This is a genomic window from Plantibacter sp. Mn2098 (genome assembly GCF_049319745.1).
In the GTDB taxonomy this organism is placed as follows: domain Bacteria; phylum Actinomycetota; class Actinomycetes; order Actinomycetales; family Microbacteriaceae; genus Plantibacter.
The window spans coordinates 24,562-49,084 of record NZ_JBMOUH010000014.1; the positions used below are offsets into that span (position 1 = coordinate 24,562).

Consider the following 24,523-nt stretch of genomic DNA (forward strand, 5'->3'; position numbering starts at 1 on the left):
GTCCGTTGCTATGGAAACCAGTTACTGACAGGCGCTTTATTGCGCCTGTTTACTGAGGAAATCCATGGGAACTGAAACTACGTTTACCGTCTTCTTTGATGGCTCTTTCTGGGTCGGCGTGCTCGAGGTGTTAGAGCACGGCGAGATTCGAGCAGCAAAGGTCATCTTCGGAGCAGAGCCGACTTCTGCCGAGCTCTGGATGTTTACCCGTACGGACGGGAACCGTCTCATAGACGCCGTCAACCGTGCTCCGCGGGTGTCACACGAAGAGCGTGCGAGGGATCGCTTACCCCGGAACCCGAAAAGGTTGGCGAGAGAAGCCGTGCCACGTCAATGCGATTCTCGTACGACACGAAGCCAGGAGGCACTGGCGGCCGCGTTGGCGGAGAAGAGGAAGGTGAGAAGTGATGCCAGTCGCGAAAGACGTAGAGCAGAGTCTGAGAAGAGACGAGCTGTCCGGGTTGCGAAACGGAAGGCGAAGCACCGGGGGAAGTAACGTGACAACACGTGCACCGCGGGAGAAGAGGGATGGAGCACTTTGGGCAGAGCACCGATGCCGTGTGAGGACGAAACATGCGACTTGTCCTGTCCTATGCGAGATTCAGGTCGAATCCGGAGGGCGGCTCTTGTACCGGGAAGCGGATCGACGTGGAGCAACTCCAGTCAGCACCATCACTCAGGACGAATTCGGAGCGTCGAGCATTGCGAGAACCAGAGGAAGCGAATATCCGCTGCGGCGGCTCGTGAAGAGCGCGAGGCCCGTCGGCGCCGCCACCACTCTCGCCAATCACGGTGAAAATGTGGGTCGTCGAACGCTTCAATCATCCTTCAAAAGGAGTTCACGCGTCACGTCGAAGTTAAGGCTCGTCACCGCCGAGGCATGCTCGGCACACCCTAGGCTAGGGCGTGTTGAATAAGTTGTGGGGTGGGTTCTGCGCGAGGATTGAGGCGGGCATGAGCGTGATGTGATTTCTGATGAGGCGTGGGCTGTTATTGGATCACCGAATGGTTGTCGAAGGAGTCGCGTGGCGTTTCCGGACGGGCTCGCCGTGGCGGGATCTGCCAGAGCGGTTCGGTCCGTGGAACACGGTGTTCAAGCGCTTTGATCGGTGGGCGAAGGACGGAAACTGGCAGCAGGTGCTGACTGCTGTGCAGGCGCGCAGTGATGAGCTCGGCAAGCTCGACTGGGTCGTGTCGATCGACTCGACGATCACCCGCGTGCATCAGCACGGCGCTACCCTCGCGCGCACCACGGGGGATCGAGCGAACTACACGATTCTGGGCGAGGAGCCGCCTGATCATGCAATCGGCCGCTCGCGAGGCGGCCTGACCAGCAAGATCCACCTCGTGGCCGACGGCCGCGGTCGCCCGCTCAGCATGGTGCTCACGCCGGGGAATATCAACGACACCACGACCAGCTCGGACTACCTTCACGCAGCCCGAAATAATACACGACCGACCTGCCCAGGAAAACGTCACCAATCCACAGCCGATAGACAAAGCGGCGGACTCGATTCTTGCTGTCATGGATGGGCTGCAGCTCCAGTCGCTACTTAAACCTGACTCCAACCTTGCTAGCACTAGTGAGTTTGCCATTCAAGCGATCGCGAACGGCGTGCTCCCCCGAGACCAGACTTCTCGTCATACGTGCAGGCGGACTAATGACGCCGGCCGACGATCGTTCCCCCGCCGATCAGCCGGTTTTTTCCTCGACTGACCAGGAGGAAGCGAGTTATTATCACAGAGGCGGCGACGCGTGCTGCGAAGCTCGTCTAGTTTCGCATCAGGCAGCGGTGATTCTTGCCGCGCTCCCATCCGACGCAGTTTCCGGCTCGGGTTCGCCACGTTTGAGCCCAGGAACTTGCAATTCATGAATTTGAAAGCGTTAGTCCCGTTATGAAGTCGTTCCTACGCGTCGCGGATACGCTCCGATGATCGTTGACCTATCACACACGATTCGTTCTGGCCTCGTTACGTACCCTGGGCTGCCAGCGCCGGCCATCAGGCCGCACTTAACACGCGAAGCATCCCGCAGCATTTACGCACCGGGTACAGATTTTGCCATGGATATTATTGAGATGATTGGAAACACAGGGACCTATCTCGACTCCCCTTTCCACCGCTACCGCGATGGTGCCGACCTGGCGTCCTTATCTCTGGAAACCCTCGTGGATCTACCAGCCGTTGTGGTCCGCCTGCGCGATGCGCACCGCCGCGCGATCGACATCAACGATCTCCCTAGAAATATCGTTTCCGGTTCGGCCGTACTTTTTGACACCGGCTGGGATCGCAACTTTGGTACCGACGCTTATCCCCTCGATGCGCCGTATCTCACAGCCGCAGCCGCCGCCGAGTTGGCAGGCAGGAAGATCGCGATTGTCGGCATTGACTCCATCAATATTGACGACATCAGCCCTGCCTCGGCTGGAGCACGACCCGCCCACAGCACCCTACTCAAACACGGTATCCACGTTGTCGAGCACCTGGCCAATCTCAGTTCGGTGCCGGCCGAGGGCGCCCGATTCACGGCGGCGCCTCCGCGCATTGAAGGATTTGGGACCTTCCCGGTGCGCGCCTACGCCATCATCAAGGACTGAGACACCGAGCGACGTCGACGGGCAGGCAGAGCTGGGTGAGACGTCTGCCTGCGCGGGCGTGGTCGGCACCACCAGCGGCAACTTGTTCCCATCAAGGAGCTGATGAATCCTCGAAAAAAAGACGAACACACCAGCTGCTCTCACTCACCAACACCAACTCGTCGATAACTGTCTCAAACATGGAAGCACCGGCATGGTACCCAAACTCACCCTATTCGGAGACCCCAAGCGCGTGCGCGACCACAGCTTGTTGCACTGCTAAGAGTGATCTCTTGAACTCGTAACCAACGAACGCACGCCCCGACAGCGCCCCGTCAGTGAGCTCGCGACCGCGCAGGAAGGGTGGGCAGGGAGCCAAACGCACACCGGTGGGCGCTACGGCGAGCACGTCTTGCGTGATGATGTACGACGCAAGAGGAGGAGCCGCATCACCAGGAGAGTCGGTCAAGATGACGTCAGCACGCGATGCCGCATCAAACAGGTCTTCATTCCATTGCACTCCGCGCATGGCCAGCGACGCCGGACAGGACTGCGTCAAGTCGAGCCCGAACGCCCGGGAAGCCTCTCGCCAAGCGCGTCCGATATTTCCGTCTGGGCCGACAAAGAGATAGCGCAGCGCACGAGGTTCGGAGCGCTGAGACAGTGCGTACAGATCGGACAGGACCTCGCACGGATGATTCTCACTCGTCATCGCGTTGATAACGGGAAGAAGGTCTGATCTCGCAAGACCCTCCAGAACTGCCAGGTCTGGATGGCGGACGATAAGCAGGTCGACCCAACCCGACAGGTACCCAACCACGTCGATCAATGCTTCCTCGCGGTCAAGCGTTTCGGGTGGGAAAGTAATGGGTTGTAGTCCCATCAGCGCAGTTCCGCGTTCGAAGGACACTCTCGTGCGCAGACTCGACTGCGGAAAAAACAGTGCAGCAGAGCCATTGACATGGGGACCGCTGCCCGCGCGGTACAGATCGGCTGTTCGAAACACCGAGTGGAGGTCGCCTGTTGTCCAATCGTCGAGTGTTATGAGGTGTCGCATTTCACCATGATAATGACTCTCATCGAACGCCCAGGTGTACGAGTTCGTACAGAAATTCCGCTCGCTGCGCCTCAGCCAGCAGTGCGCTCCTGAGCGCGGGTCGCACCAAACGAATCACGGCGTTAGAATCAGCCTCGGTCATGGCGACTCCATACTGTTTGTCTGCTCACGTTCGATCATCGGCGCCGCGATCCGCACGTGCCAGCGTGCCTTGCTCGACGGAAGCGGTGCGTGGCACCGTGGCCGCGATCGCGAACGCTTCGGCGGTGCCGCCGGCCGGGACCAGCAAATAGGGCACGACAACAAGCATGGACCGGCCCAGGAAACCTTCGACGGGAATGAGACTGGCAGCGGCGCAGATGAGGCTCATGACGGGGAGGACTGTCCGCTGGCGGCCTCTGTAGTAGTACAGCACGCGGATACCGGCAGCATCGTGCCACCACAGCCGTAGCGGCTCAGGGATCTACACAGCTCTACCTTCGCTCTCGTGGGATCTCCTCAGCTGGCTAGAAGCCACGCAAGCGCGGCGTTCACCACAGCCAGCCCCGCGGGCCCGAAGTCTTCATACGGTCCCCAATCGTCGATCCGACGACCGCATCGAACACCTTGACAAGGATCATTGCCAGGGCGATCGCCGTGACGAACCACGTCACCCCGCTGACTGTCGCCACGATAGCCACGAGGAGGAGCGCTGCGCTTCGAGCCAGGGCGTACCTAGAAGGCGTTCGGGCTTCCCCCGTTGATCCGCGTCGTCCAGCGACCGCGTATCCGGCGCTCACTCCCGCGCTGATCACCGTCACGCCAGCGCAGACCCAGGAAGCAAGAGACATGCACCAAAAACTCAGTTACACATTCGACGATGCTTCTGGCATGCTGAGGCCCCGGCCGGGACTCGACGTCGACATGGGTCACCTCATCGATAGTGTCAGCTACCCAACATCGATTCCTTCTGGACGGTGCGCCCGTGACCAAGTTGGTCGATGAGGATCACGCGCCGTCCCGCGAGCGAACTTGGTGGGGGCGCGAATTCTCGACTACTTCCGGCGAGTTCATACAGAATCACTATGGCCTTCTCGGATCCTTCGACCACCTTACATGACACTGTCGTTCCATCGGCGACGACAATCTCTCTGCGTACCAGGTCCACTAGGAAACGAGATAGGGATGTACTTCACACGCAGCCCCTGGAAATCATTCAGCATGGAAGCAGAGACTCGATACACTCAATCATGGTTACCGTAGACATCGAGAACCCCCGCCAGCCAGGGGTGCCTGCCCTGCTGGCAGAGGGCGACCGTTTCGCCCTTGCCCTCTACCCAGTGGAAAACTGTCATGGCCTCGACATTGATTCACTAGAGCGGCCGAACGTCGTGTTGTATGTCGCTCGAGAGGACGGAGTCGCTATCGGTACTGCTGCGTTGCAAGATCGAGGCGATGGGTCTGCTGAGCTCAAGCGCATGTTTGTCACGGGGGCTGCTCGGGGGCGCGGGATTGGTCGTGCCCTGTTGGACGCGATTGAGGCTCATGCGCGACGGGTCGGTATCTCCCTGATTCAGCTTGAGACTGGCCTACCGCAAGTTGACGCCATCGGCCTCTACGAACGGTCCGGCTATGAGCAGATACCGCGATTTGGAGCCTATACCAATGATTCGACGAGTTATTGCATGGAGAAGGCCATTTAGTCATCGATGAGGATCATTCTGGGTGGGAAGATCACGCCGGAACGTTCAGTTTTCGGGGCCGAATTGTGTATCTGGACAGCACCACCGTCTGGTGCTGTGCTTGCCAGTTTCCGGGATGGCCGCGGTCGGCGTGTGGTCGAAGGGCGCTCCCCGACAAACGGTTCCCACCTGCGAAACCGCCATCACAGTTGGTTTGCGCGCGCGGGAACCATTCTTTCCGGTAGCAGAGTTGCTCACCGTCATATATTCCCGAAGAATACTAGCTTTCTTACCACGGTACACCTTAATACAATAAAATGTTAATGGTGAATTGAACGTGATGTTGTTCGTGCGCTCACTGGCACTTTTCCCCGCAAGCGCTCGGGCGACCAACCAGAGAACAGCCACCGCTAGCGCGAGGGTTGTTCCAAGGAGCCAATACGACCGACGTAGCTGCAGGCATGTGAGCTGCTGAGGCACTTGATCGGTCGCGCCTGTGTCCTCTGCAGGTGGCATTGGGATCATCGGATCGCTTCGTGAACTGCAGTTCGTTCTTCGCGCAAGGCATCCCACTCGTTTGCATCAGGTCCGTCATAAACAAGTGCGAAGGGGCCGCGATAACCAGCGTTGTGAACCGTACTTAGTGTTTCCTTGAACTCGGAGATATCAAGTCCTCCTGGTCCGAAGTTTGCTTTCGCGTGACATGTCTCGGCTTGGAACGCAATTTGTTCGAGTTGCGCTTGTTTGTTGACGCCGTCCCAATTCGCGAGATCAATGAGCAGTCCAACGTCCCCGCCACATTGATCAAGAAGGTCCAAGACTGCTGAAGGACTTGACAGCAGTTCATGCCAGTTCTCAGTCACCACTCGGATGCCTGAGTGGTTGCGAGCAAGTCGTCGCAGTCTTGTCCCCGAAACACGTATGGTTTCCGGAGTTGGTGCAGCTCTTCCGGCGATGACACGAGCCCGGTCGGCGCCCAGCGTTTCAGCGACGTGCAGCCATCCGGATATCCACTGTTCATGAGTGTCGCCGTTCGCGGCGGTCAAATCGCCGTCGTCAATCAGTAGTGCGTCAAGTCGAATCTCGTTGCGAGCGAGCTCAGATCTGAACTCTTCGAGATAGGCCTGTCCAAGTTCGGGAAAATGGAAGTGACATACCTGCAACATTGTGTAGCCATTGCTGCGGAGTTGAGCTGGGAGTTCGAGCAAGGGTAGACCAGTGCTTGGCGTCTGGGGATGGTGTCGCTGTGCGCCAGGGTGATCTTCCGCCCAGAACTCGCCGAGCAGCCGATGCAGCGACCAGCTTGATACTCCAACTTCATTCATGTGCGCCCTTCTGGCTAGTTGTCTGCACTTCGTTTCGTGCGTTTCAGCGAATGCGGTTCCTGGTAGGTCTCTAGTTGCTTGAAGTAGTCGGTAGCCGCTCTTCGATTCTCGAACCGTTGGCTACTTCAGCGATGCATTGAGCATACTTTCAGTCTTCGCAACCTGCGGTGGAGCGCGCCGTTCTCAGGTCACGCGCGTTGCGAGAACCTGTGAACGGACGTGTTTGGTTCGGGAGAGGTCATGGGTGTCCGCCGGCCTCATCGGGTGCGCGCGTATGAAGACAGATTCCGCCCAGGGTGGAGCACGCCGTTCACGATTGCTTGAATGGCGAATGCACTGGTCATCGCAAGATCGACCTCACTGGGTTGCAGTAGCCATTGGAACTGCATTCCATCCATCACGGCGAGAATTGAGGCCGCAGCGATGTCGATTGACTGCGTGTCGGTGACGTTCTCCTGGGTGCAGAGCTCGCGGAAGGCGTCTTCGATCTCGATTCGGAGCGAGCGGTAGCGCTCGTCGAAGTAGTTTCTTGCGGGGTGGTCCTCTGTCACAGACTCCGCGGAGAGTACGGTGTAAAACTGAACAAGTCCCGGATGCTGGGTATTACGTGCAGCTACTCGGACTAGGTGCAGAAAGAAGGCGCCGCCGGCGAGGTCCTGATCGGTTGGATGGTCGTCGTCGCGGAACGCGGGGACCTCCTGGAGCAGGTTCTGCTTCGAGCCGAAGTGGTGCAGCACACCGGCGTGAGTGATGCCGACATGCTCTGCGATTTCGGCAAGCGTGCCGTTAGCGGAACCTTTGGCGCCGAAGACTTCTACGGCGGCGCGAAGGATTTCGTTGCGTTTACCTTCAGATTCGGGGCGAGGGTTGGTCTTCCCAGTCCTGGTGGACATTCCGGTCCTTCTTATTTCGGGTTGAATGAGTTCTGAGCGCGCCACCGTAGCAGCAACTCGTGTGCTCAATCGGACGCACTCAATGCGATCGCGTCCGTCACGCGAGCAAGGTGTTCATACTGCAGGTAGTGACCGCCGTTGAGGTGCTCGATCGACGTGCGTTTCGTAAGTGCAGACATGACGTTGGCGCGTTTCTCGAAGTTTTCATCCGACAGCAGTATCTTCACCGGGAGGTCAGCACGCAACGGGAGTTGGAGCATCTCCTTGGCGCTTGAAACTGACGCCGCGAGTTCATCGATCGATGTCTCGATCGCTTGCGCCCGGTATAGGAAGGAAGCACGGGCGGTCACGGCTTGAGGTGGCGTAGCACCGGCTTCGTCGCGGACACGCTGTTCGACGCCAATTCGAGTCAGCCCTACTCTCGAGAGGATGGCCTCCAGTCGAGTGGCTAGGAGAGGCAGTACCGGCTCACCTGCGTCGATGACGTCATTCTCGCTGGTCGGATCAACGAGAATCAGCGCGTGAACTTCGTCCACGTGTGCCGAGGCGAAAGCGCGGACGACGAAGGCGCCGAGCGAATGCGCCGCGAGTGTGTACGGACCTCGCTCGCCGGCCGCGTGGAGAAGGGAGTAGAGTTCACGCCCTTGCGTGATCGCGTCTTTCGAGCCGGTCGCGACCGGACTCCAGCCGTAACCGGCGCGGTCATATGAGCAAACGCGTCGGTCAGCGGAGAGCCTGGATTGAACGTCCGACCAACTCACCGATGACTCGCCAAGGCCTGCCTCGAGCACGATCGTACCCGCGGCGGCACTTCGCGGGCCTGTGCAGTTCATGTTCAGCACGCGACCGTGACCCAGGCTGACCGCGACACCGACTCGGGAGACCGTGCGTGCATCGTACGACGCGCGGGCACGCTCGATAGTCGCGCCAGCTGCTCCAATCCATGCGATGAAGCTAACTCCGATCAGGAGCCAGGTCAGCACTCTTCGTCCCGTTGAACGTCCTTTTGCCGGCCGGAGGGGCTGCGGCGAACTGATGTTCTCGCTCATCGCGCTCCCGGAGAGGATACGTGAAGGACGTCACCAACTGTGCACGAGAGAGCTTCGCAGATGGCGAGCAATGTGCTAAATCGGACCGCCTTGGCGCGATCATTCTTGAGAACGGAGAGATTCACGACGCTAATGCCAGTGAGTTCCGACAGATGCGTCAAAGTCATCCCACGTTCCGCGAGCAGCTCGGTGAGCGAGCACTGGACACTGAGGGCGTCGTCCATCAGATCAAACCGTCCACGTCTTGGCGCAGCCGGGTACCGACCCCGAACGCGGTCACGATGAGCCCAAGAATGAGTCCACAAGCGATAGGCACGAGGTTGACGTCCAACGTCAGGGCGGGAGCGTTAGCGGTCGATCCGACCGGACTCGAAGCTACAGCCGCGTACATCACGGCACGGGCAGCAGCATTCAGGGCGTCTGACCCCAACGAGCCCACGATGAGGCTGATACTCGATACGGAGAGCCCAAGGAGTACGGTGCGATTGAATGGTTCGCCCTGCGCAAGTCGCAAAGCCAAGAGCGCAATCGCCGCGGCAATAGAAACCGCGACAATCGTGATGAGCGCGCTGGCCGAAAAGGAGAGCCACTGCGCTGCCGGTTGCGCGGGAATCGTCTCCAGGACGGTGTGCCGCACAACGGACGCTGTCGCCGTCAGGGGGTCAATTGAGGTAACCACCTCGTTCTCAGTAGGAGCATCGGCGATACCCCACGTCGCGGCAGCGCGGCCAATCAACTGGCCAACTGCGCCTAGTGCAACCAAAGCTGCGGCGGCAGCGGTAATGCGCAAGGCGAGCTTCGTTGAGACAGAAGGTACCGCCGGCGGCGTGAGGCCAAGGTTGCGGTTGCTGGGTGCTGGTTTCATCCGGAACTCCTCTATGACTTATCGAATTTCGATACGATATCATATCGATATTCGATGGGCCAAAGATGGAGTATGGGAGGAGTATGGATCAGCGTCGCTCTCACGACGGAGAGCATCGACTCCGCTCGACGATTGAACAACAGACGACCCTGAGCCGGTATTGCAAGCAGCCGATCTCTACCGCTGGGACGACCAGCCCACGTCAGTCGCCTTCGGCACTGTCTTTCCGCAGTCGAGCAGGTACGCGCGAATCTCATTCCAGCGAGGAACTGCCCTCATGGGGTTGCAGCCCGTTACCTTTCCGTCGAAGCGCTTGACCAAGATCTGAATGCGATCGGCCTACTCATCGTCCGCAATTGCCGAGAGGCGCACCTAAGCATTCATGATCGGCGCGCGCGTGGACGCGACTATCTCGCTCGCGCTAGCGAGGTAGGCGCCCATGCCGATCAGTTCCTTCTCGCCTTGGGGATAGAGACCGGAGACGGCGTCGGTTGCGACAATAACGCGGAAGTCTCTCTCGCTGGCTTGGTAGATCGAGGTGCGTGGGCAGTTGGGGAAGTTGCAGCCAGCAAACACGACGGTAGTCACTCCGCGTTCCCGCAGATGGCCTTCGAGACCGGTTCCGAAGAATGCGCCCCATCGCGGTTTGTACATCGCTGCCTCGTTGGCACCGAAGTACTGGAACCCTCCGGCAAGCAACAGGTGATCATCGAGGTCCGTGTCCTCTGAATCCAACAGGCCGTCAGCCAGGAGGCGCCCGGGTGTCCCGGGTCGAAGCACCGGAACGTCTCCACTGACGAGCTCGCGTCGGAACGGTTCAGCATTGCTTCCATCACCTTTGTAGAGGCGCACGACATGGACAATCGGCTGCGCTGCTTCCCGGAAAGCTATCGCGAGCTCTTGAATGCGTGGAAGCGACGCCGAGGTACCTGGCACCTCCAGCGGCTGCCCGTCGAGGGTATCCGCCTGGACGTCAATGGTAATGAGTGCAGCGCTTTTCATGTCGTAGTTCATTGCTCAGTGTTCCCCTCTATGCGGTTGACGGCCGCGCTAGTCTTGCCTGCCCAGGCGAGTTGGTCAACCGCGTGCTGGGTAGAAGGTTGTGGCGGTGTGGAGCCCGTGGCGATTGTAATGATGGAGCCAGGCTGGGAGGACGTTTCATCGGGCCGGTCCAGTGTTGAAGTGTCATGAGAACGCTTAGCCGTCGACGAAGGGGCGGCGGAAGTGCTCGATCTTCCCATCGGTCTGCGGGCGATTTGGCGGGTCCTTTGCCGAGCGGTTCCAAGTTCTGCGCAGGCATCTCGCCGGGCGTGGGAGTGTATAGGGGATCATTGTTGGAGAACGCGCGTTCGACGCGGATACCACAGACTCAAACGTGTTCGCAGTCCGGCCGGGGGAAGTGCCGTCCGGGATTCCTTGCCCCTCGCGCTGCATGTGGTGACGGTGGACGAACTACCCGACCGGGACGCGATCGACCTGCGCGCAATGCTGAACGGAGAAATTGTGCAGGCGGGAAACACACACGACCTCATTGTTCCGGTCGTGCTCGTCGCGCTCCTCACTCAAGTCGTCACGTTGTTCCCTGGCGACGTTCCCCTCACCGGGACACCCGTGGGAGTCGGCATGGGAAGGCAGTCAGAAATGTACATCCGAGCCGGCGACGAGCTCGTTTCGTCCATAGACGGAGTCGGTGAGATTCGCCAGAGGTTTTCGGAAGCAGGCATGTGATCGTATTCGTTTCAGTTCTGGCGCTGCGTTTGCCGAGATCGCCGGGCGCGCGCATGCGTGATCGAGGCAGCGGGGCTTCCGGGCGGAGATACCCGGAGTCGCTGATTTCCTCGCCGACGGCAACATTGCTCATGAATCCCATTTGAAACGAGCTGTTTGATGTCTCCAGCCTGCGGAGAAGCGATGACGTGGCCATAGTCAGCTGATCCACAAAAATACGGCACATGCAAGTGTTTAATTTGTGTCTTGTTCATTCATTTATTTATGTAGCGTTGTTCATCTCCCAGCCATATAGCCAGCCTATGTTTATCTGGCGCACCTCTGCGCCATGATTGATAGGAAGCAACGCCCTTGTCCCCGCAAGCTCGTTCCGCCACCCCCAAGACGCTACGTGGGTTCTCTCTACCTATGGCTCGCGTCACCACTCTCGTCGTCATCTCCTCACTTCTGGTCGGTGCCAATTCACTAAGTGCACAGGCCGCGACATACCCCAGCGACAACGACCACCCCAACCTCGTCTCGCTGCTCGACGGCTTCGGCCAGCTCTGGCAGCGCGACAGCTCAACGCCATTGCACGGCCAGGTCAAAGATGCGCCAACCCTTGCATACAACGATGAAATGGCGGTATGGATCAACAACCATGCCACGTCGGAGCAGCAACTCAAGGCGTTGCAGGACGCGAATTATGATCCGGCCCAACTTATCGGAACAGGGCTCGGATCGAAGCTCGCCCCGATCTACATCAAAGGTTTGCAGAGCGGTGCGCTGCCGCTGACCAGCCAACTGATGGGCAGCATGCTCGCATACGCGCAGACAGACGCCGCAAAGAACGCCTACAACTATCCGCGGCCCTACCTCCCCACCTCGTCGAGTGCCACGGGCACATCCTGTGATGCGACTCAGACGAACGGTTCCTCGCTCACCGAAATCCGCGTCGGCGCACGCTACGCCGATGCAGAAGGCAACCTGAAAATACAGGCAGTTCCGGACGGTACCGATACCACAGGAGTCTTCAATGCCGGCTCCGCAGTGAGCGCCGGCTACGGCGGATACTGCGCAAGTCCGTCATTCCCGAGCGGTCACACGACCAACGCATACCTCACAGGCATCATGCTCGCCACGATGCTCCCGCAACTCGCCCCGGACGTACTCGCGCGCGCTTCCGAAATGGGCACGGACCGCGTTGTCCTCGGCATCCATTACCCCCTGGACATCATCGGTGGCCGCATCAGCGGTCAAGCTGAAGTCGCTGCGCGTTGGGCGGACGCTCCGTACCGGGACGCGATGATCACACCAGCACAGCGAGAGCTAGTGAACTACCTCCAAACGCAGTGCGGCGCCACCCTTTCAGTGTGCATCTCCAGCCAGGAGTCTTATCAGGACGACCCGTTCGGCGGTGCGAACCCGCCAGGCGGCAGCTCGCAGATCGTCACGGACACCGTATCCGCGATGAATGCCTACCACGAACGCCTCACCTACGGTTTCGCGCAGAACGGTACCGCTGGCCAGAAGTCCGCGGTTCCCGCGACGGCACCCAGCCTGCTCCAGCAGGCGTACCCCTCGCTCAGTGATGCGCAGCGGTCCTCCGTATTGGCACAGACCGAGATCGACTCCGGCTATCCCCTCGACCAGACTGGCGGCAGCGACGGCTCATGGCAGCGACTCGATCTTGCTTCGGCGATGAGCGCGACTGTGCAGCTAAACACCGACGGCGCGGTACGGGTCCTGAGCACCGGCGGGACGCCGAAGGTGGTCACTGAAGACTCGAAACCGATTCTCACCGCGTCCGCGGGCTCCTCGGTAATGGCCGGCAACGCACTCGGCGTCGTCGGCGCAGGCTTCACCGCCGGCGGAACCTATCGGATCGTCTGGGCCGGTGACCACAAGACCGTGCTGGGCACCGCGACCGCCGACGCCACTGGCGGCATCTCCACCTCTGTCGTCATCCCTGTAAACACCGCCCCGGGCGCACAATACCTTGACGTGCTCGATGCCTCAGATTCCTCGATGCTCGCCAAATCGCTCGCCATCACCGTGACCGCCACCGACTACCAGCAGTCCGTTACCACGAAGAGCCCGGACGGCGCGACGGCCGCGACGGTCTACGTGGACAGCGTGGGTCAGCTCGGTTACACGGTCGCCCAGAACGGCCAGACCGTCATCCAGCGCTCACGGCTCGGACTCGTCGTCGACGGTACCGACTGGGGAGCGGACGTTACGCTCGGAGAACCCGTTGCCACGAAGGCCGACACGAGCTACCCGCTGATCGGCACACACGATACGGGCTCCGATCGCTACAACGCCAACACCATCCCAGTACAGAAGAGCGGCTCAAGCCTGCTCGGCGTGGAAATCCGCGTGTTCGACACTGGCGTTGCCGTCCGATACGACCTGGACAAGGCACTGGGAGGAAAGCTCGTCACTAGCGAAGGAACTACGTTCGTCTTCGACCCGGCATCGACCATCGCCTATCAGCCGGTCACTCCCGGCACCATCGACGACCTGCAGGGCGACACTTCGCAGGGCGTCTTGGGCAGCGTCGGGCAGCAGAAGATCGTCGTAACGCCGACGATCCAGACCCCCGACAGTAAGGAGTACGTCAACCTCGTCGAGGCGAACGTCCGAGACTGGCCAGCGATCGCGCTGACCACCTCCCCGAGCGGTTCCATTTCCACCTACTACTGGGCGACCGACAACGGTAACGGGAGCTTCACTGTCTCCCCAAACACCCTCCACTCGCCGTTCCGGGTCCTCACGATCGCGCCAGATCTGAACGGTCTGACCAACTCCGATGTCATCACCGCTGTCAACGACCCCGTGGACACCTCGGTGTTCCCCGGCGGTGACACGAACTGGATCCGGCCGGGCGTCAGCGCCTGGGCATCCCTGGCACCTGGCCAGAACTACATGACTCAGTCGGTGTCGCTCATCAGTCGGCTCATCGACGACGCATCCGCAGCACATGAATCAGACGTCCTTATCGAGGGCATGTTGACCGAGGCGTCGTGGGGCAAGACCCCCGACGAACGCTTCGCGAACCTGAAGAAGCTCGTGCAGCAAGGCTTGAACGAACCAAATCCGGTCTCGGTTTGGCTCTGGTCCGACTACAACACGGGAGCGGGAACTAACGACGCACCGACGTTCTACGGCACGAAGACCAACAACCTGCAGAACGCAGACTTCCGTGACATCTGGTTGCAAAAGGTGGCGGAAACGGGTGTCGTCGGGGTCAAGATTGACCACATCGGCGACGAGACCGAGACCAAGGTCAACATCTATGCCGACATCGACAAAGCCGCGGCGCGGCGCCACCTTATGGTCACCTTCCACAACCCCCTGGAGCCGACCGGCCTGAACCGCACCTACCCCAATGAGGTCGGCCGGGAGGCTATCCGTGGCGTGGAGATCAACTACGCCGCAGACCAGAACACCCGACTCCCATTCACCAGGTACGTCGACGGCACGGCAGACTACACGCCGCTTATCTTCTCCAACCCATCGAAGCAGAACAATGCGACGTGGGCGCACGAGGTGGCATCGACCGTGGTCTTCACCAACCCCTACCTGCAGGTCTCCGAGGACCCGGCAAACCTCAAGCCGGGCGGGAAGTACCACGACCTTATCGGTGACCTCATCGCGAACATGCCAACGGCGTGGAAGCGCAGCACCGTGCTGCCCCAGTCCACCATGGGCGGGCGTCTCGCCGGATTCGTCCGGGAGACCACCGGCGGCGAGTACTGGATTGCAGTTGTCGCAACACCCGGTTCACCAGTTTCCACGACCATCCCGCTCGACTTCCTGCCGAAGGACACCACCTACAACGCAGACATCTACGCCGATGGCCACTCGGCGTCGTCCCTGAGCCGCACCACCCAGCAGGTCACGCGGGACACCGTCCTGAAGCCGACCCTCACGAGCGGCGGCGGCTATCTGGTTCGCGTCACCACGAAGAAGATAGACAATCCGGTCGGCCACTACAGCATCGCATCAGAGGCCGATCTAGATCTCCTCCGCCAGCACCCGAGCAGCACCTTCGATCTCACGAAGGACATTACCCTCACCCGCGCATGGACGCCGGTCGACTCGTTCACGGGCGAGCTCAACGGGAACGGGCACACAATCTCCGGACTGTCGATCTCGACCAACGGCAACCAAGCATTCATCACCGAGAACGACGGTACGATCCGCCAGCTGGGCTTCTCCGGTGCGACATCGACGGCGGGAGGCGGCAGCAGTGCCGGAATCGTGACCGAAGCGAACAACGGCACGATCGATCAGGTCTACGTCCTGAACGGTTCGCTGACGAGCGCCTACCGCGCGGGAATGATCACCGCCCAAAACTACGGCACCGTATCGAACACGTACACCGCAGGAACGGTGACGGGTGACTGGGAGTCCGCGGGCATCGCCGGCTGGAACAGCGGCACTGCGGCGGTGACCAACAGCTACAGCACCGCAGCGGTGACCACTCGAAACGGCAACGCAGGCATCGTCTCCGGCGTCGGCGCGACTGTCACGAATGACGTTGCCCTCGGCGGCTCCGTGACAGGCAATAACACTCGCCGCGTCGCCGCTGGCGGTTCGCTCTCCCATAATCTCGCCCTAAACACGATTCAAATCAACGGGAAGACCGTCTCCAGCACCTCCGACACGGACGGGAATGGGGCGGACACCACCGCGGAATCGCTCGCACAGCAAGCGACATACGCCGGGCTGGGCTGGGACTTCGGAAGCATCTGGGCCTGGGACGCCACCAGCCAACGACCCGTATTGGCGAAGGTCGCTGAGGTCGGCGGCAGCACGGCGAGCTACACGATCACCTCAGAAGCGGACCTCGCGCAGCTCCCGCAACACCCCAACGGAACCTTCAATCTGACCGCCGACATCTTCATGACGAAGCCGTGGACCCCGGTCCCGAGCTTCACCGGAACCATCAACGGCAACGGGCACACCATCACGGGCCTGAAGATCGACGGCGTCACGGGAACCGGAAACGGCTTCATCGTCGACAACAAGGGCACCATCCGTCAGCTCGGCTTCATCAGCCCGAGTGCGATCATTTCCGTCACCAAACCGACCGACTCAAGTACGTACAACCAGAACTCGAAGATCGCAGTCGTCGCTACCACCAACAACGGCACTATCGATCAGGTGTACACCGAGAAAGCCGACGTCAGAGGCGGTTGGCGGACTGCACCGATCGCTGCCGAGAACTATGGAACGGTCAGCAATAGCTACACGGCCGACTCCACGGTCGTCTCCAACTGGGAGACAGGCGCCCTCGTCGGGTGGAACAACACGGGAGCATCCGTGACGAACAGCTACGTCGCCGGCGCGAACGTGACGGCAGTCTCCAGCAACGGCGGTATCCTCAGCGGCTACGCATACGGCGCCTCCGGCTCTGCCGCTGCCACGAAGTTCACGGGCGACGTGGTCTATAGCGGAGCACTGACGATTCCCGGTTCGGGAAACAAGGGCCGGGTGAACGGGCAGGAACGCAACGGCAGCCCCGCCTACTCCAAGGACCTGGCGCTCGACACGGCCGCGATCAACGGCTCCACCATTTCCGGTGGTGCCGCTGACAACAAGAACGGTCAGGACACGAGTGCCGCGGATCTGAAGAAGCAGTCGACCTACACGGGTATCGGCTGGGACTTCGACTCCATCTGGAAGATGGACGCGACGCTCGACCGTCCCGTCCTGAGAGTCGGCAGCGAGCCCGACGCCGACGGCGCCTACACACTCGCGTCGGAAGCGGATCTCGCCTTGATCGCCCTGCACCCCGGTGCGCGGTTCACAATGACGGACGACATCACGCTGACGAAGCCGTGGACTCCTGTGCCGATGTTCACCGGAACAATCGACGGCAAGGGGCATACCCTCACAGACGTGAAACTCACGGCTCTGCCCGGTCGCAGCAACGGGTTCATCGTCAAGAACACCGGTGTGATCCGTCAACTTGGCTTCGTCGACCCTGTCGCAATCATCCCGGTCGCGGACCCAGACAACGCCGGATCGTACGACCAGAACTCCAAAATCGCAGTCGTCGCTACGACCAACGACGGCACGATCGACCAGGTCTACACCAGGGGAGCGGATGTGGAAGGCGGCTGGCGCACCGCGCCGATCGCCGCCGAGAACACCGGAACCGTGAGCAACAGCTACACGCTCGACTCGAAAGTCGTCTCTAACTGGGAAACCGGCGCTCTGATCGGCTGGAGCAGCAGCACCGGCGTGATCAAGAACAACTATGTGGCGGGGGCGAACGTGACCGCCATCTCCAGCAACGGCGCCATCTTCACCGGCTACGGCTACACCGGAACCCAGTTGATCGGGAACGTCATCTACAGCGGGGCGCTCACCATCCCGGTCGGCGCGAATGTGAACAAGGGCCGTATCCTGGCACGTGACAACGGCAACCCCGTCTATACCAACAACCTGTCGCTCGATGCGGCGACGATAAACGGTGCGGTCGTCACCGGTGGAGGTGCGAACACTAAGGACGGTCAGGACACAAATGCTGCCGACCTGCGGAAGCAGGCAACCTACAGCAGTATCGGATGGGACTTCGATTCAGTCTGGAAGATGGACGCAGCACTCGGACGCCCCATCCTCCAATCCGTCCGTGAGGTGCGGCCGGCTCCGACGGTGGCGGTCACGAACCCAGACGTCGTATACCAAGCGGGCTCGAAGCCTACGGCGGAAGACTTGCTGCAGCGGTCCGGCGCAACCACCACGGCCGGAACACTGAACATCGACACGACGGCGGTCGACTTCACCACCCCGGGCAGCTACACCGCCCAAGTGGGGGCCGAATTCGACGGCAGTACAGCGAACACGGTGCCAGTGACCATCCAGGTCGTTCCGGTCATCGCGATCCAACTGCAGCATCCCGAGCTCAGCTACCAGCAAGGCACAACCCTGAGCGAGGCCACCGTGGAAGGCGATCTGGGCATCTCCCTCTCCACGGAGGGTATGTCGAGTGTCGACCTGTCCGCGCTCGACACCGCAACCGTCGGCACCTACACGGTCACGGTCACGGCGACGGACTCCTATGGTTTCACTGCGACCCCTGTCGACGCTGTCATCCGGGTAACGGAGAAACCTGTCACTCCACCGCAGGCCAAGCCGATGCTGACCGCCCCGAGCGGCACGACCCTCACCCAGGGCGAGACATTCACACTGCAGGGTTCGCAGTTCGCGGCGAACGCGCGTCTCGAGGTGGTCCTGCACAGCACTCCCGTCCAGCTCGGAACGGTCGTGACGGACGCTAAGGGTGCATTCACGGTCGCGGTGACGATCCCCGGGGACACACAGATCGGAACGCACAGTATCGATATCGTCGACGCAAGCGGGCACTCGGCGCTCACGACGCCGCTGAAGATCACGGTCCTCAAGGCGGTGGTCGTTGATCACGGCGACCAGCCGCTCGCGAGCACTGGCATCACGATTAGCATCGCGGTCGTCTTCGTGAGCCTGCTCGCATTGCTCGTCGGGCTCGGACTGGTGCTGCTGAACCGTCGTAGAAGGAAGGCACACAGCACCGACATCTGAACCTCACGGAGGTGAGCCGTGCGGCCTCGTCCATCTATCGATGGGCGGGGCCGCACGACCGCCAACAGAAACGTGCGTGCCTTGAACTAGCACGAATGATCGCGCCAATCAGCACAGGCCGACACTGTCGAGACGGCTGAGGTCGAGGATTCGTTCGCGTCATCCCGGCATCACGTGAGGTGGTGTGACAGGGCACCCCTACGCACGCACTCCGCACCTCGCAATCGCGGACGTCTTGGCCGGAGATCTGCAATCGGCCACGGCAGTGCGCAGCATCGCTGACTCGGAGAACGCGTCCGGCAGGTTCGACACGTCATCCACCATGCGGGCATCGGATTCCGCGAGCCACGCAAGGTCACCACCCCCGAAGGCCACGCAGACGTGCTTGCCATCAATGTGCTGGCTCCGTACATCCTCGCCTGCTCGTGGAACGATCTGAGCGACTTGAAACAGGTGCTCGCCTAGCCCAAGTTATCGTCGATAACCAAGACATGCTTGCATTGATCTGCTTTGGTGGTTATTGTGGCGGCGTGACCGATCTCAGTGCATTACCCGCTTCACTCCGCGAGTTCATCGAAGCGACCAACGCCGCAGAGCCGTTGCGCTTCCTAGCCGTGTTCTCCGATGAGGCAATCATCGATGACTGGGGTCGGAAATTCGTGGGGCATGACGAAATCGCGTCCTGGGACCAGACGGACAACATAGGTGTCCGCGCGCAATTCGAGCTCGTCGACTACGCCGTGTTGGCCGGGGATCACGTCCTGCGCCTTCGGGTAACAAGCGATCGCTTCAACGGTGTTGGAACGCTGCGTTTCACGCTGGGCTCTGACGGGTTGATTACCGCCCTCGTCATCAGCTGACGGGTATATTCGCCGAGCCCCAGGTCTCGGGCGGAGGCGGCCTGTATCCACGCTATTGGTGGGCTCTGTTGGTCTCGAACGGCTGAGTGTAGGTGAGTCGCTCGGCTGTGACGACTGACCAGGTTCTAGCGAAGTGTGAGTGTGATGCGGGGGTGATCACTAAATACGTCCAGCACGTGGTCCCAGTAGGTCTTTCCCTTGCCAAGATGAAGGTCGTCAAGCGCCTTTTCTAGAGACTGCACATCGAACATGTTCGGTTGAGCGATTTTGTCCCGCAGCCACCCAGCTGTGACCTCAATACCGAGCGCCTCGCGGGCGTGAGCGTGATCCGTCATGATGACCTCGACGGGTTCATCGAATTGGGTAGCGCCGTATTCGCCGTACAGCAGGTCGTTGAGCGCGTCGAGGCTCGCGCTGAGGTTCCAGTCCTCATCAGACATGAAGACTCGATTGATCTCCGCATAGAACGACTCAATGCCATCGATCTGCGCCCCGCTCAGATACACCGTTCTCATGCTGTCATTATCGCGGCATGACTCTTCACCTTGATCAGCCGGGCGAGTGTCCGGTGCAGGGTTCTTGGCCCAGACTCGTTGGTGGCGTGTTCATGAGCTCCCTCGGTGGACACTGTCACTGATTCAGGCCTGCATTTTCTACGAAGGCCACCTTTTGGGTTCGGATGCGGTCCGGCTGTCCGTTGAATGCGGACGCCCGTCCCGGTGATGTGTAGTATTCGGACTCGATTTCGAGAAAGTGTGCTTCGTCTCCGCTGAGGCTGACGGCCCAGATGAACTCGTTGGTGTTTGGCACTGCATACGCGAACTCGACTGTGAAGCCGCTCGCTTCCCGCGCCGGTACGAGCAGTTCTCGCCACCATGTGCTGAATTCCTCGAGGAGTCCGGGGTGAATGACATATCGGCGAAGCTGGATGGTGATGTCGTGCGAGGGCACTGTGATCCTTCGAGGTCGTTGGGGCGTCTGGACGTATCGGAGTGTCCTAACGAGATGCGATCCAGCGTGAGGCCGGCGCGCAAGCCGATGAGCCAGCGGGTGCGGTAGCTAGAGTTCGTTGCTCTGCGTGATGAACCGCTGTGTCGTGTCGGCGTTCCAGTTGGTGAGGATGTGGAGTGCGTCGTCGGACGGTGACCCTGTTTTGGCGGTGTAGAGGAAGAGCTGTTGGTCGGGGTCGCCGGGGACGAGGAAGGTCTCGTATTCGATGTCGAGGGATCCCACGAGCGGATGTGAGATGAGTTTGGTTCCGAATGAGCATTCGTAGACCATGTGCTGTGGCCACCAGTGTCTGAAGTCGTCGCTCTTGACGGTGAGTTCGCCGATGAGTTCGTTGAGCCTCGGGTCGTTCGGGTGTCTGCTGGCATCGCGTCGGAGGATCGCGGTCATGTCTGCGGCGACAATGTCCCATTCGCGGTAGAAGGTGCGTGCTTCTGGCGCGAGGAAGGTCCAGCGGGCGAGGCTGCGGGCGAGGCCGCTCTCGAGGGTGAAGTCGTGCATGAGTTTTTTCGCGAGGTCATTCATCGCGAGGACCTCCATGCCGACGCCGAGCACAAATGCCGCGGTGTTGTCCGTCTGGTCCATGAGTTGCCGAATGATTGGGCGCACTTTGGTTGTTCGCTTCTGCTGCACAGGACGACCGGATACGGGCGAGAACAGTGAGAACAGATAGCTGCGCTCGGTGTCGTTGAGTCGGAGCGCCTTGCAGAGCCCGTTGACGATCCCGTCTGATGCGTGCTTGATGCGTCCCTGTTCCATACGCGTGTAGTAGTCGACGCTCATGCCGGCGAGGAATGCGACTTCGTCTCGGCGCAGACCGGGGACCCGTCGAGCTGTCGTGCCGGTGTACCCCAAACCCACGTCTTGGGGTTGCACGCGAGCGCGTGCGGCCCGGAGAAAGTCACCGAGGTTGGTCGAGGTTTGCATCCTTCAAGTATCGGCGGTCGCGTATCGCTGCGGGTGGGTCAGTTTTTCCCAGGCACAACGGGGCTTGTTCCGACGCCCTTGTGAGGCTTGCAGACCGGTTGACTCTTCTTCGTTGGCCACCACGGACAACGTCACCGCACGATTCACAAGGAGAATCCCATGTACCACGTCGCCGTCTTCTTCGATGTTCAGCCCGAGCACCGCCAGGACTTCATCAACGCCGCCATCAAGGACGGCCAGGACTCCGGCGCCAACGAGCCCGGCACGTTGCGCTTCGAACTCATCCAGGACGAAACCAACGAGAACCGCTTCTACCTCAACGAGGGCTACGAGAGCGCCGAAGCCTTCGACATCCACGCCAACGGCCAGTACTTCGCCGAGTTCTTCGCCGAGATCTCCTCGTATGTCGAGGGACCGACCTGGCTCCTGCGCGGCAACCGCGTCGAAGCGTAACGAGCAGCTGACGCGATCCTGACCCTACGAAACGAGGACCACAAATGACCCACAACGACAACTCACTGGTACTGGTGGCCGAGTTTCAGGCGAAGGCCGGCCACGAGGACGAACTGCGCGACGCCCTCTCGGCCATGATCGAGCCGTCACTGGCAGAAGCAGGTTGCCTGGGCTACCGCCCGTTGGCAGACCCCGCACGGCCAGGCGCGATGATCTGTTTCGAGGAGTGGCGCAACGCGGAAGCACTGGACTTCCACTTCCACACTCCGCACTTCACTGAGGTCGCGACAATCCTCGACGAAATCCTCGCAACGCCGTTCACCCTGCGCCGTCTGACGCAGGTACCCGAAACCGTCTGAGACCCGCCAGGGAACCATGACGAATCTACCCCAGCGAACAAAGGGCACATCTTGACCTCCACACTCGCGCTCAGCGCAGCGCACCCCGGAGCTCCATTCACGACAGTGACGATCGAACGTCGGGACTTGCGCCCGGACGACGTCCTCATCGACGTGAAGTATGCGGGCATCTGCCACTCCGACATTCACCAGGTCAACGAGGACTGGGGGCCAGCGATCTTCCCCATGGTTCCCGGGCACGAGATCACCGGACTTGTCGTCGCCGTCGGCGACGCAGTGACCACGTTCACTGTCGGCGACCGCGTCGGGGTGGGCTGCTACGTCGACTCCTGCGGGAGCTGCGAAAGCTGTGTCCGCGGTGAAGAACAAATGTGCCTCAACACTCCCGTCGCCACCTACAACGGTCGGGAATATGACGGCACTCCCACCTACGGCGGCTACAGCCGCAGCATCGTGGTCAAGGAGCACTTCGTCGTTTCGATCCCAGATTCGATGGACCTCGCCGCCGCAGCACCGCTCCTCTGCGCCGGAATGACCGTCTACTCGCCGTTGGCGCGCTTTGGCGCGGCTGACAAGAACATCGCGATCATCGGCATGGGCGGCCTCGGACACGTCGCCGTGAAGATCGCCCACGCCATGGGAGCCACCGTCACCGTCCTCAGCCAGTCGCTCAGCAAGCAGGACGACGGGATCGCGTTCGGCGCCGACCAGTATTACGCCACGAACGACCCCGAGACGTTCAAGAAGCTCGCGCTGAGCTTCGATTTCGTCCTGAACACGGTGTCTGCGGATCTGCCGTTGGATGACTACCTCGGCACGCTCAAGATCGACGGCGCGTTCATCAACGTCGGGTTCCCCGCAGAACCTTACCGGTTCCACGCCGCATCGATCGTGATGCACCAACGCTCCATCGTCGGCTCCAACGTCGGCGGCCTGGCAGCGACCCAGCAGATGCTCGACTTCTGTGCCTGGCACAACATCGCGGCAGAAATCGAACTGATCGGTGTCGACGAGATCACCGAAGCGTACGAGAAGGTTGCCGCCAGCACCGTCCGCTACCGCGCCGTCATCGACATCGCCAACACTCTCGTCGCCTAGCGACACCACCGTCACACAGAACAACGAAGGAGATACCATGCAGAAGATCACACTCGGGCAGCTCGAAGTCGGCCGCGTCGGCCTGGGCGCAATGACCATGTCGGCCTACTACACCGGTGCTGGTCAGTTCGATGAGGAAGCGGAGCGCACCATCCACCGTGCTCTGGACCTCGGCGTCGACTTCATCGACACAGCGGAAATCTACGGCCCCTACACGAATGAGGAGCTCGTCGGCCGCGCCATCCGTGGTCGGCGCGATGAGGTCGTGCTGGCGACGAAGTTCGGCTTCATCTCCCACCTCGGCCCGGCCGACCGCGGCCTCGACTCCCGCCCCGAGAACATCCGGCGCTCCGTCGAAGGCTCGCTCCGTCGCCTCCAGACCGACTACATCGACCTGTACTACCAGCACCGCGTCGACCCCGCCGTCCCCATCGAAGACGTGATCGGTGTCCTCGCGGACCTCGTGAAGGCCGGCAAGATCCGTCACATCGGCCTGTCCGAGGCCGGTGCCGAGACAATCCGCCGCGCACACGCGATCCACCCGATCGCAGCGCTGCAGACGGAATACTCCCTGTGGACCCGCGACGTGCAGGCCGAACTTCTGCCGCTGGTGAAGCAGCTCGGGATCGGGTTCGTCGCGTACTCGCCGCTGGGGCGCGGGTTCCTGACAGGCAAGATCCGCTCCCTCGCGGACTTCGCACCGGACGACTTCCGGCTCACGAACCCCCGCTTCTCCGAGGAGAACTTCCAGGCCAACCTCGCACTCGTCCACGAAGTCGAGTCGATCGCGGCCGATGCTGGAGCGACTCCGGCGCAGATCGCCCTTGCGTGGCTGCTCACCCGATACGAGAACCTCGCCGTGATTCCCGGTACGAAGCGTGTCGAGCGTGTCGAGGAGAACGCGGCAGCTGACAGTGTCGAACTGAGCGCCGAGCAGCTCGCCCGACTCAACAACCTGATCCCTGCCGTGGGCGAGCGCTACGGTGAAGGTGACCTCTCCGGCATCAACCAGTAGTTGCACGTGAGGTTCGCTCCAGTGCATTCGGAGCGAACCTCACCCCGAAGCTCAACCGAGTTTCAATTTGGTACACACCGAACACCTTTGGAGCC

22 protein-coding genes are annotated in these 24,523 nt (G+C 60.8%); 11 read left to right on the forward strand and 11 right to left on the reverse strand.

Annotation, left to right across the window (positions count from 1 at the left end; genetic code table 11):
- The first annotated feature begins 64 nt into the window (after positions 1-64).
- From ACL9RL_RS18825 to ACL9RL_RS18835, 3 genes are all read left to right on the forward strand, one after another.
- A complete protein-coding gene (locus ACL9RL_RS18825; protein WP_422781824.1) occupies positions 65-496 on the forward strand; it encodes a YjdF family protein in 432 nt (143 codons plus the stop codon).
- Between the two features lie 509 nt (positions 497-1,005).
- Positions 1,006-1,557 (forward strand): IS5 family transposase, encoded by a 552-nt coding sequence (locus tag ACL9RL_RS18830; protein ID WP_422781825.1) that lies wholly within the window; start codon positions 1,006-1,008, stop codon positions 1,555-1,557.
- Positions 1,558-1,931: 374 nt separating this feature from the next.
- On the forward strand, positions 1,932-2,597 hold the full coding sequence (locus ACL9RL_RS18835) for a cyclase family protein (RefSeq protein WP_422781826.1): 666 nt from the start codon (positions 1,932-1,934) through the stop codon (positions 2,595-2,597).
- Between the two features lie 211 nt (positions 2,598-2,808).
- Here the strand turns inward: ACL9RL_RS18835 and ACL9RL_RS18840 are convergent, their stop codons facing one another.
- A complete protein-coding gene (locus tag ACL9RL_RS18840) occupies positions 2,809-3,633 on the reverse strand; it encodes an ornithine carbamoyltransferase (protein ID WP_422781827.1) in 825 nt (274 codons plus the stop codon).
- A 166-nt stretch (positions 3,634-3,799) separates the two neighbouring features.
- A complete protein-coding gene (locus tag ACL9RL_RS18845) occupies positions 3,800-4,003 on the reverse strand; it encodes a hypothetical protein (protein ID WP_422781828.1) in 204 nt (67 codons plus the stop codon).
- A gap of 859 nt (positions 4,004-4,862) precedes the next feature.
- Between ACL9RL_RS18845 and ACL9RL_RS18850 the strand changes: the two genes are divergently transcribed.
- The gene (locus tag ACL9RL_RS18850; RefSeq protein WP_422781829.1) at positions 4,863-5,315 is read left to right on the forward strand and encodes a GNAT family N-acetyltransferase; all 453 of its coding nucleotides are present in this window, start codon (positions 4,863-4,865) and stop codon (positions 5,313-5,315) included.
- A 500-nt stretch (positions 5,316-5,815) separates the two neighbouring features.
- Here ACL9RL_RS18850 and ACL9RL_RS18855 read toward each other — a convergent pair whose 3' ends face one another.
- From ACL9RL_RS18855 to ACL9RL_RS18880, 6 genes are all read right to left on the reverse strand, one after another.
- Positions 5,816-6,619 carry a sugar phosphate isomerase/epimerase family protein gene (locus ACL9RL_RS18855; RefSeq protein ID WP_422781830.1) on the reverse strand — a complete coding sequence of 268 codons (804 nt, stop codon included), beginning with the start codon at positions 6,617-6,619 and terminating at the stop codon, positions 5,816-5,818.
- 257 nt (positions 6,620-6,876) lie between these two features.
- Positions 6,877-7,512 (reverse strand): TetR/AcrR family transcriptional regulator, encoded by a 636-nt coding sequence (locus tag ACL9RL_RS18860; RefSeq protein WP_422781831.1) that lies wholly within the window; start codon positions 7,510-7,512, stop codon positions 6,877-6,879.
- A gap of 65 nt (positions 7,513-7,577) precedes the next feature.
- A complete protein-coding gene (locus ACL9RL_RS18865) occupies positions 7,578-8,561 on the reverse strand; it encodes an alpha/beta fold hydrolase (protein ID WP_422781832.1) in 984 nt (327 codons plus the stop codon).
- Positions 8,558-8,785, reverse strand: a complete 228-nt coding sequence (locus ACL9RL_RS18870) for a helix-turn-helix domain-containing protein (protein ID WP_422781833.1) — start codon at positions 8,783-8,785, stop codon at positions 8,558-8,560. Before ACL9RL_RS18870 ends, ACL9RL_RS18865 begins: the two co-directional genes overlap by 4 nt.
- Positions 8,785-9,426, reverse strand: coding sequence for a hypothetical protein (locus ACL9RL_RS18875; RefSeq protein WP_422781834.1), 642 nt, complete (start codon positions 9,424-9,426; stop codon positions 8,785-8,787). The genes ACL9RL_RS18870 and ACL9RL_RS18875 overlap by 1 nt, the downstream gene beginning before the upstream one ends.
- Positions 9,427-9,798: 372 nt before the next feature.
- Entirely contained in the window at positions 9,799-10,440 is a 642-nt protein-coding gene (locus ACL9RL_RS18880; protein WP_422781835.1) for a cysteine hydrolase family protein, read from the reverse strand.
- Positions 10,441-10,650: 210 nt separating this feature from the next.
- Between ACL9RL_RS18880 and ACL9RL_RS18885 the strand changes: the two genes are divergently transcribed.
- The 3 genes from ACL9RL_RS18885 to ACL9RL_RS18895 all read left to right on the forward strand — a co-directional run bounded on the left by ACL9RL_RS18885 (position 10,651) and on the right by ACL9RL_RS18895 (position 19,568).
- Complete coding sequence (locus ACL9RL_RS18885; RefSeq protein WP_422781836.1) at positions 10,651-11,154, forward strand: fumarylacetoacetate hydrolase family protein; 504 nt, start codon at positions 10,651-10,653, stop codon at positions 11,152-11,154.
- 408 nt (positions 11,155-11,562) lie between these two features.
- Positions 11,563-18,708: a glycoside hydrolase family 97 catalytic domain-containing protein gene (locus ACL9RL_RS18890; RefSeq protein WP_422781837.1), complete on the forward strand. Its 7,146-nt coding sequence runs from the start codon at positions 11,563-11,565 to the stop codon at positions 18,706-18,708.
- 491 nt (positions 18,709-19,199) lie between these two features.
- Positions 19,200-19,568 (forward strand): nuclear transport factor 2 family protein, encoded by a 369-nt coding sequence (locus ACL9RL_RS18895; protein ID WP_422781838.1) that lies wholly within the window; start codon positions 19,200-19,202, stop codon positions 19,566-19,568.
- Between the two features lie 125 nt (positions 19,569-19,693).
- Here ACL9RL_RS18895 and ACL9RL_RS18900 read toward each other — a convergent pair whose 3' ends face one another.
- The 3 genes from ACL9RL_RS18900 to ACL9RL_RS18910 all read right to left on the reverse strand — a co-directional run bounded on the left by ACL9RL_RS18900 (position 19,694) and on the right by ACL9RL_RS18910 (position 21,503).
- Positions 19,694-20,083 (reverse strand): ribonuclease inhibitor, encoded by a 390-nt coding sequence (locus tag ACL9RL_RS18900; RefSeq protein WP_422781839.1) that lies wholly within the window; start codon positions 20,081-20,083, stop codon positions 19,694-19,696.
- Positions 20,084-20,198: 115 nt separating this feature from the next.
- The gene (locus tag ACL9RL_RS18905) at positions 20,199-20,519 is read right to left on the reverse strand and encodes a hypothetical protein (protein WP_422781840.1); all 321 of its coding nucleotides are present in this window, start codon (positions 20,517-20,519) and stop codon (positions 20,199-20,201) included.
- A 108-nt stretch (positions 20,520-20,627) separates the two neighbouring features.
- Entirely contained in the window at positions 20,628-21,503 is an 876-nt protein-coding gene (locus ACL9RL_RS18910; RefSeq protein WP_422781841.1) for a helix-turn-helix transcriptional regulator, read from the reverse strand.
- Positions 21,504-21,662: 159 nt separating this feature from the next.
- Between ACL9RL_RS18910 and ACL9RL_RS18915 the strand changes: the two genes are divergently transcribed.
- From ACL9RL_RS18915 to ACL9RL_RS18930, 4 genes are read left to right on the forward strand one after another with little or no spacing between them, the layout of a single operon-like run.
- Positions 21,663-21,956, forward strand: a complete 294-nt coding sequence (locus tag ACL9RL_RS18915) for a putative quinol monooxygenase (protein ID WP_422781842.1) — start codon at positions 21,663-21,665, stop codon at positions 21,954-21,956.
- Between the two features lie 44 nt (positions 21,957-22,000).
- Positions 22,001-22,315, forward strand: a complete 315-nt coding sequence (locus ACL9RL_RS18920; RefSeq protein WP_422781843.1) for a putative quinol monooxygenase — start codon at positions 22,001-22,003, stop codon at positions 22,313-22,315.
- A 51-nt stretch (positions 22,316-22,366) separates the two neighbouring features.
- Positions 22,367-23,413, forward strand: a complete 1,047-nt coding sequence (locus ACL9RL_RS18925) for an NAD(P)-dependent alcohol dehydrogenase (protein ID WP_422781844.1) — start codon at positions 22,367-22,369, stop codon at positions 23,411-23,413.
- Positions 23,414-23,450: 37 nt separating this feature from the next.
- Positions 23,451-24,428 (forward strand): aldo/keto reductase, encoded by a 978-nt coding sequence (locus ACL9RL_RS18930; RefSeq protein WP_422781845.1) that lies wholly within the window; start codon positions 23,451-23,453, stop codon positions 24,426-24,428.
- Positions 24,429-24,523 lie beyond the last annotated feature (95 nt).

Coding starts and splice junctions, on each gene's coding strand:
- ACL9RL_RS18825 (WP_422781824.1), top strand. CDS start 65: ATGGGAACTGAAACTACGTTTACCGTCTTCTTTGATGGCTCTTTCTGG.
- ACL9RL_RS18895 (WP_422781838.1), top strand. CDS start 19,200: ATGCTTGCATTGATCTGCTTTGGTGGTTATTGTGGCGGCGTGACCGAT.
- ACL9RL_RS18850 (WP_422781829.1), top strand. CDS start 4,863: ATGGTTACCGTAGACATCGAGAACCCCCGCCAGCCAGGGGTGCCTGCC.
- ACL9RL_RS18860 (WP_422781831.1), bottom strand. CDS start 7,512: ATGTCCACCAGGACTGGGAAGACCAACCCTCGCCCCGAATCTGAAGGT.
- ACL9RL_RS18890 (WP_422781837.1), top strand. CDS start 11,563: ATGGCTCGCGTCACCACTCTCGTCGTCATCTCCTCACTTCTGGTCGGT.
- ACL9RL_RS18900 (WP_422781839.1), bottom strand. CDS start 20,083: ATGAGAACGGTGTATCTGAGCGGGGCGCAGATCGATGGCATTGAGTCG.
- ACL9RL_RS18845 (WP_422781828.1), bottom strand. CDS start 4,003: ATGAGCCTCATCTGCGCCGCTGCCAGTCTCATTCCCGTCGAAGGTTTC.
- ACL9RL_RS18865 (WP_422781832.1), bottom strand. CDS start 8,561: ATGAGCGAGAACATCAGTTCGCCGCAGCCCCTCCGGCCGGCAAAAGGA.
- ACL9RL_RS18910 (WP_422781841.1), bottom strand. CDS start 21,503: ATGCAAACCTCGACCAACCTCGGTGACTTTCTCCGGGCCGCACGCGCT.
- ACL9RL_RS18855 (WP_422781830.1), bottom strand. CDS start 6,619: ATGAATGAAGTTGGAGTATCAAGCTGGTCGCTGCATCGGCTGCTCGGC.
- ACL9RL_RS18880 (WP_422781835.1), bottom strand. CDS start 10,440: ATGAACTACGACATGAAAAGCGCTGCACTCATTACCATTGACGTCCAG.
- ACL9RL_RS18920 (WP_422781843.1), top strand. CDS start 22,001: ATGACCCACAACGACAACTCACTGGTACTGGTGGCCGAGTTTCAGGCG.
- ACL9RL_RS18835 (WP_422781826.1), top strand. CDS start 1,932: ATGATCGTTGACCTATCACACACGATTCGTTCTGGCCTCGTTACGTAC.
- ACL9RL_RS18875 (WP_422781834.1), bottom strand. CDS start 9,426: ATGAAACCAGCACCCAGCAACCGCAACCTTGGCCTCACGCCGCCGGCG.
- ACL9RL_RS18870 (WP_422781833.1), bottom strand. CDS start 8,785: ATGGACGACGCCCTCAGTGTCCAGTGCTCGCTCACCGAGCTGCTCGCG.
- ACL9RL_RS18930 (WP_422781845.1), top strand. CDS start 23,451: ATGCAGAAGATCACACTCGGGCAGCTCGAAGTCGGCCGCGTCGGCCTG.
- ACL9RL_RS18830 (WP_422781825.1), top strand. CDS start 1,006: ATGGTTGTCGAAGGAGTCGCGTGGCGTTTCCGGACGGGCTCGCCGTGG.
- ACL9RL_RS18915 (WP_422781842.1), top strand. CDS start 21,663: ATGTACCACGTCGCCGTCTTCTTCGATGTTCAGCCCGAGCACCGCCAG.
- ACL9RL_RS18840 (WP_422781827.1), bottom strand. CDS start 3,633: ATGCGACACCTCATAACACTCGACGATTGGACAACAGGCGACCTCCAC.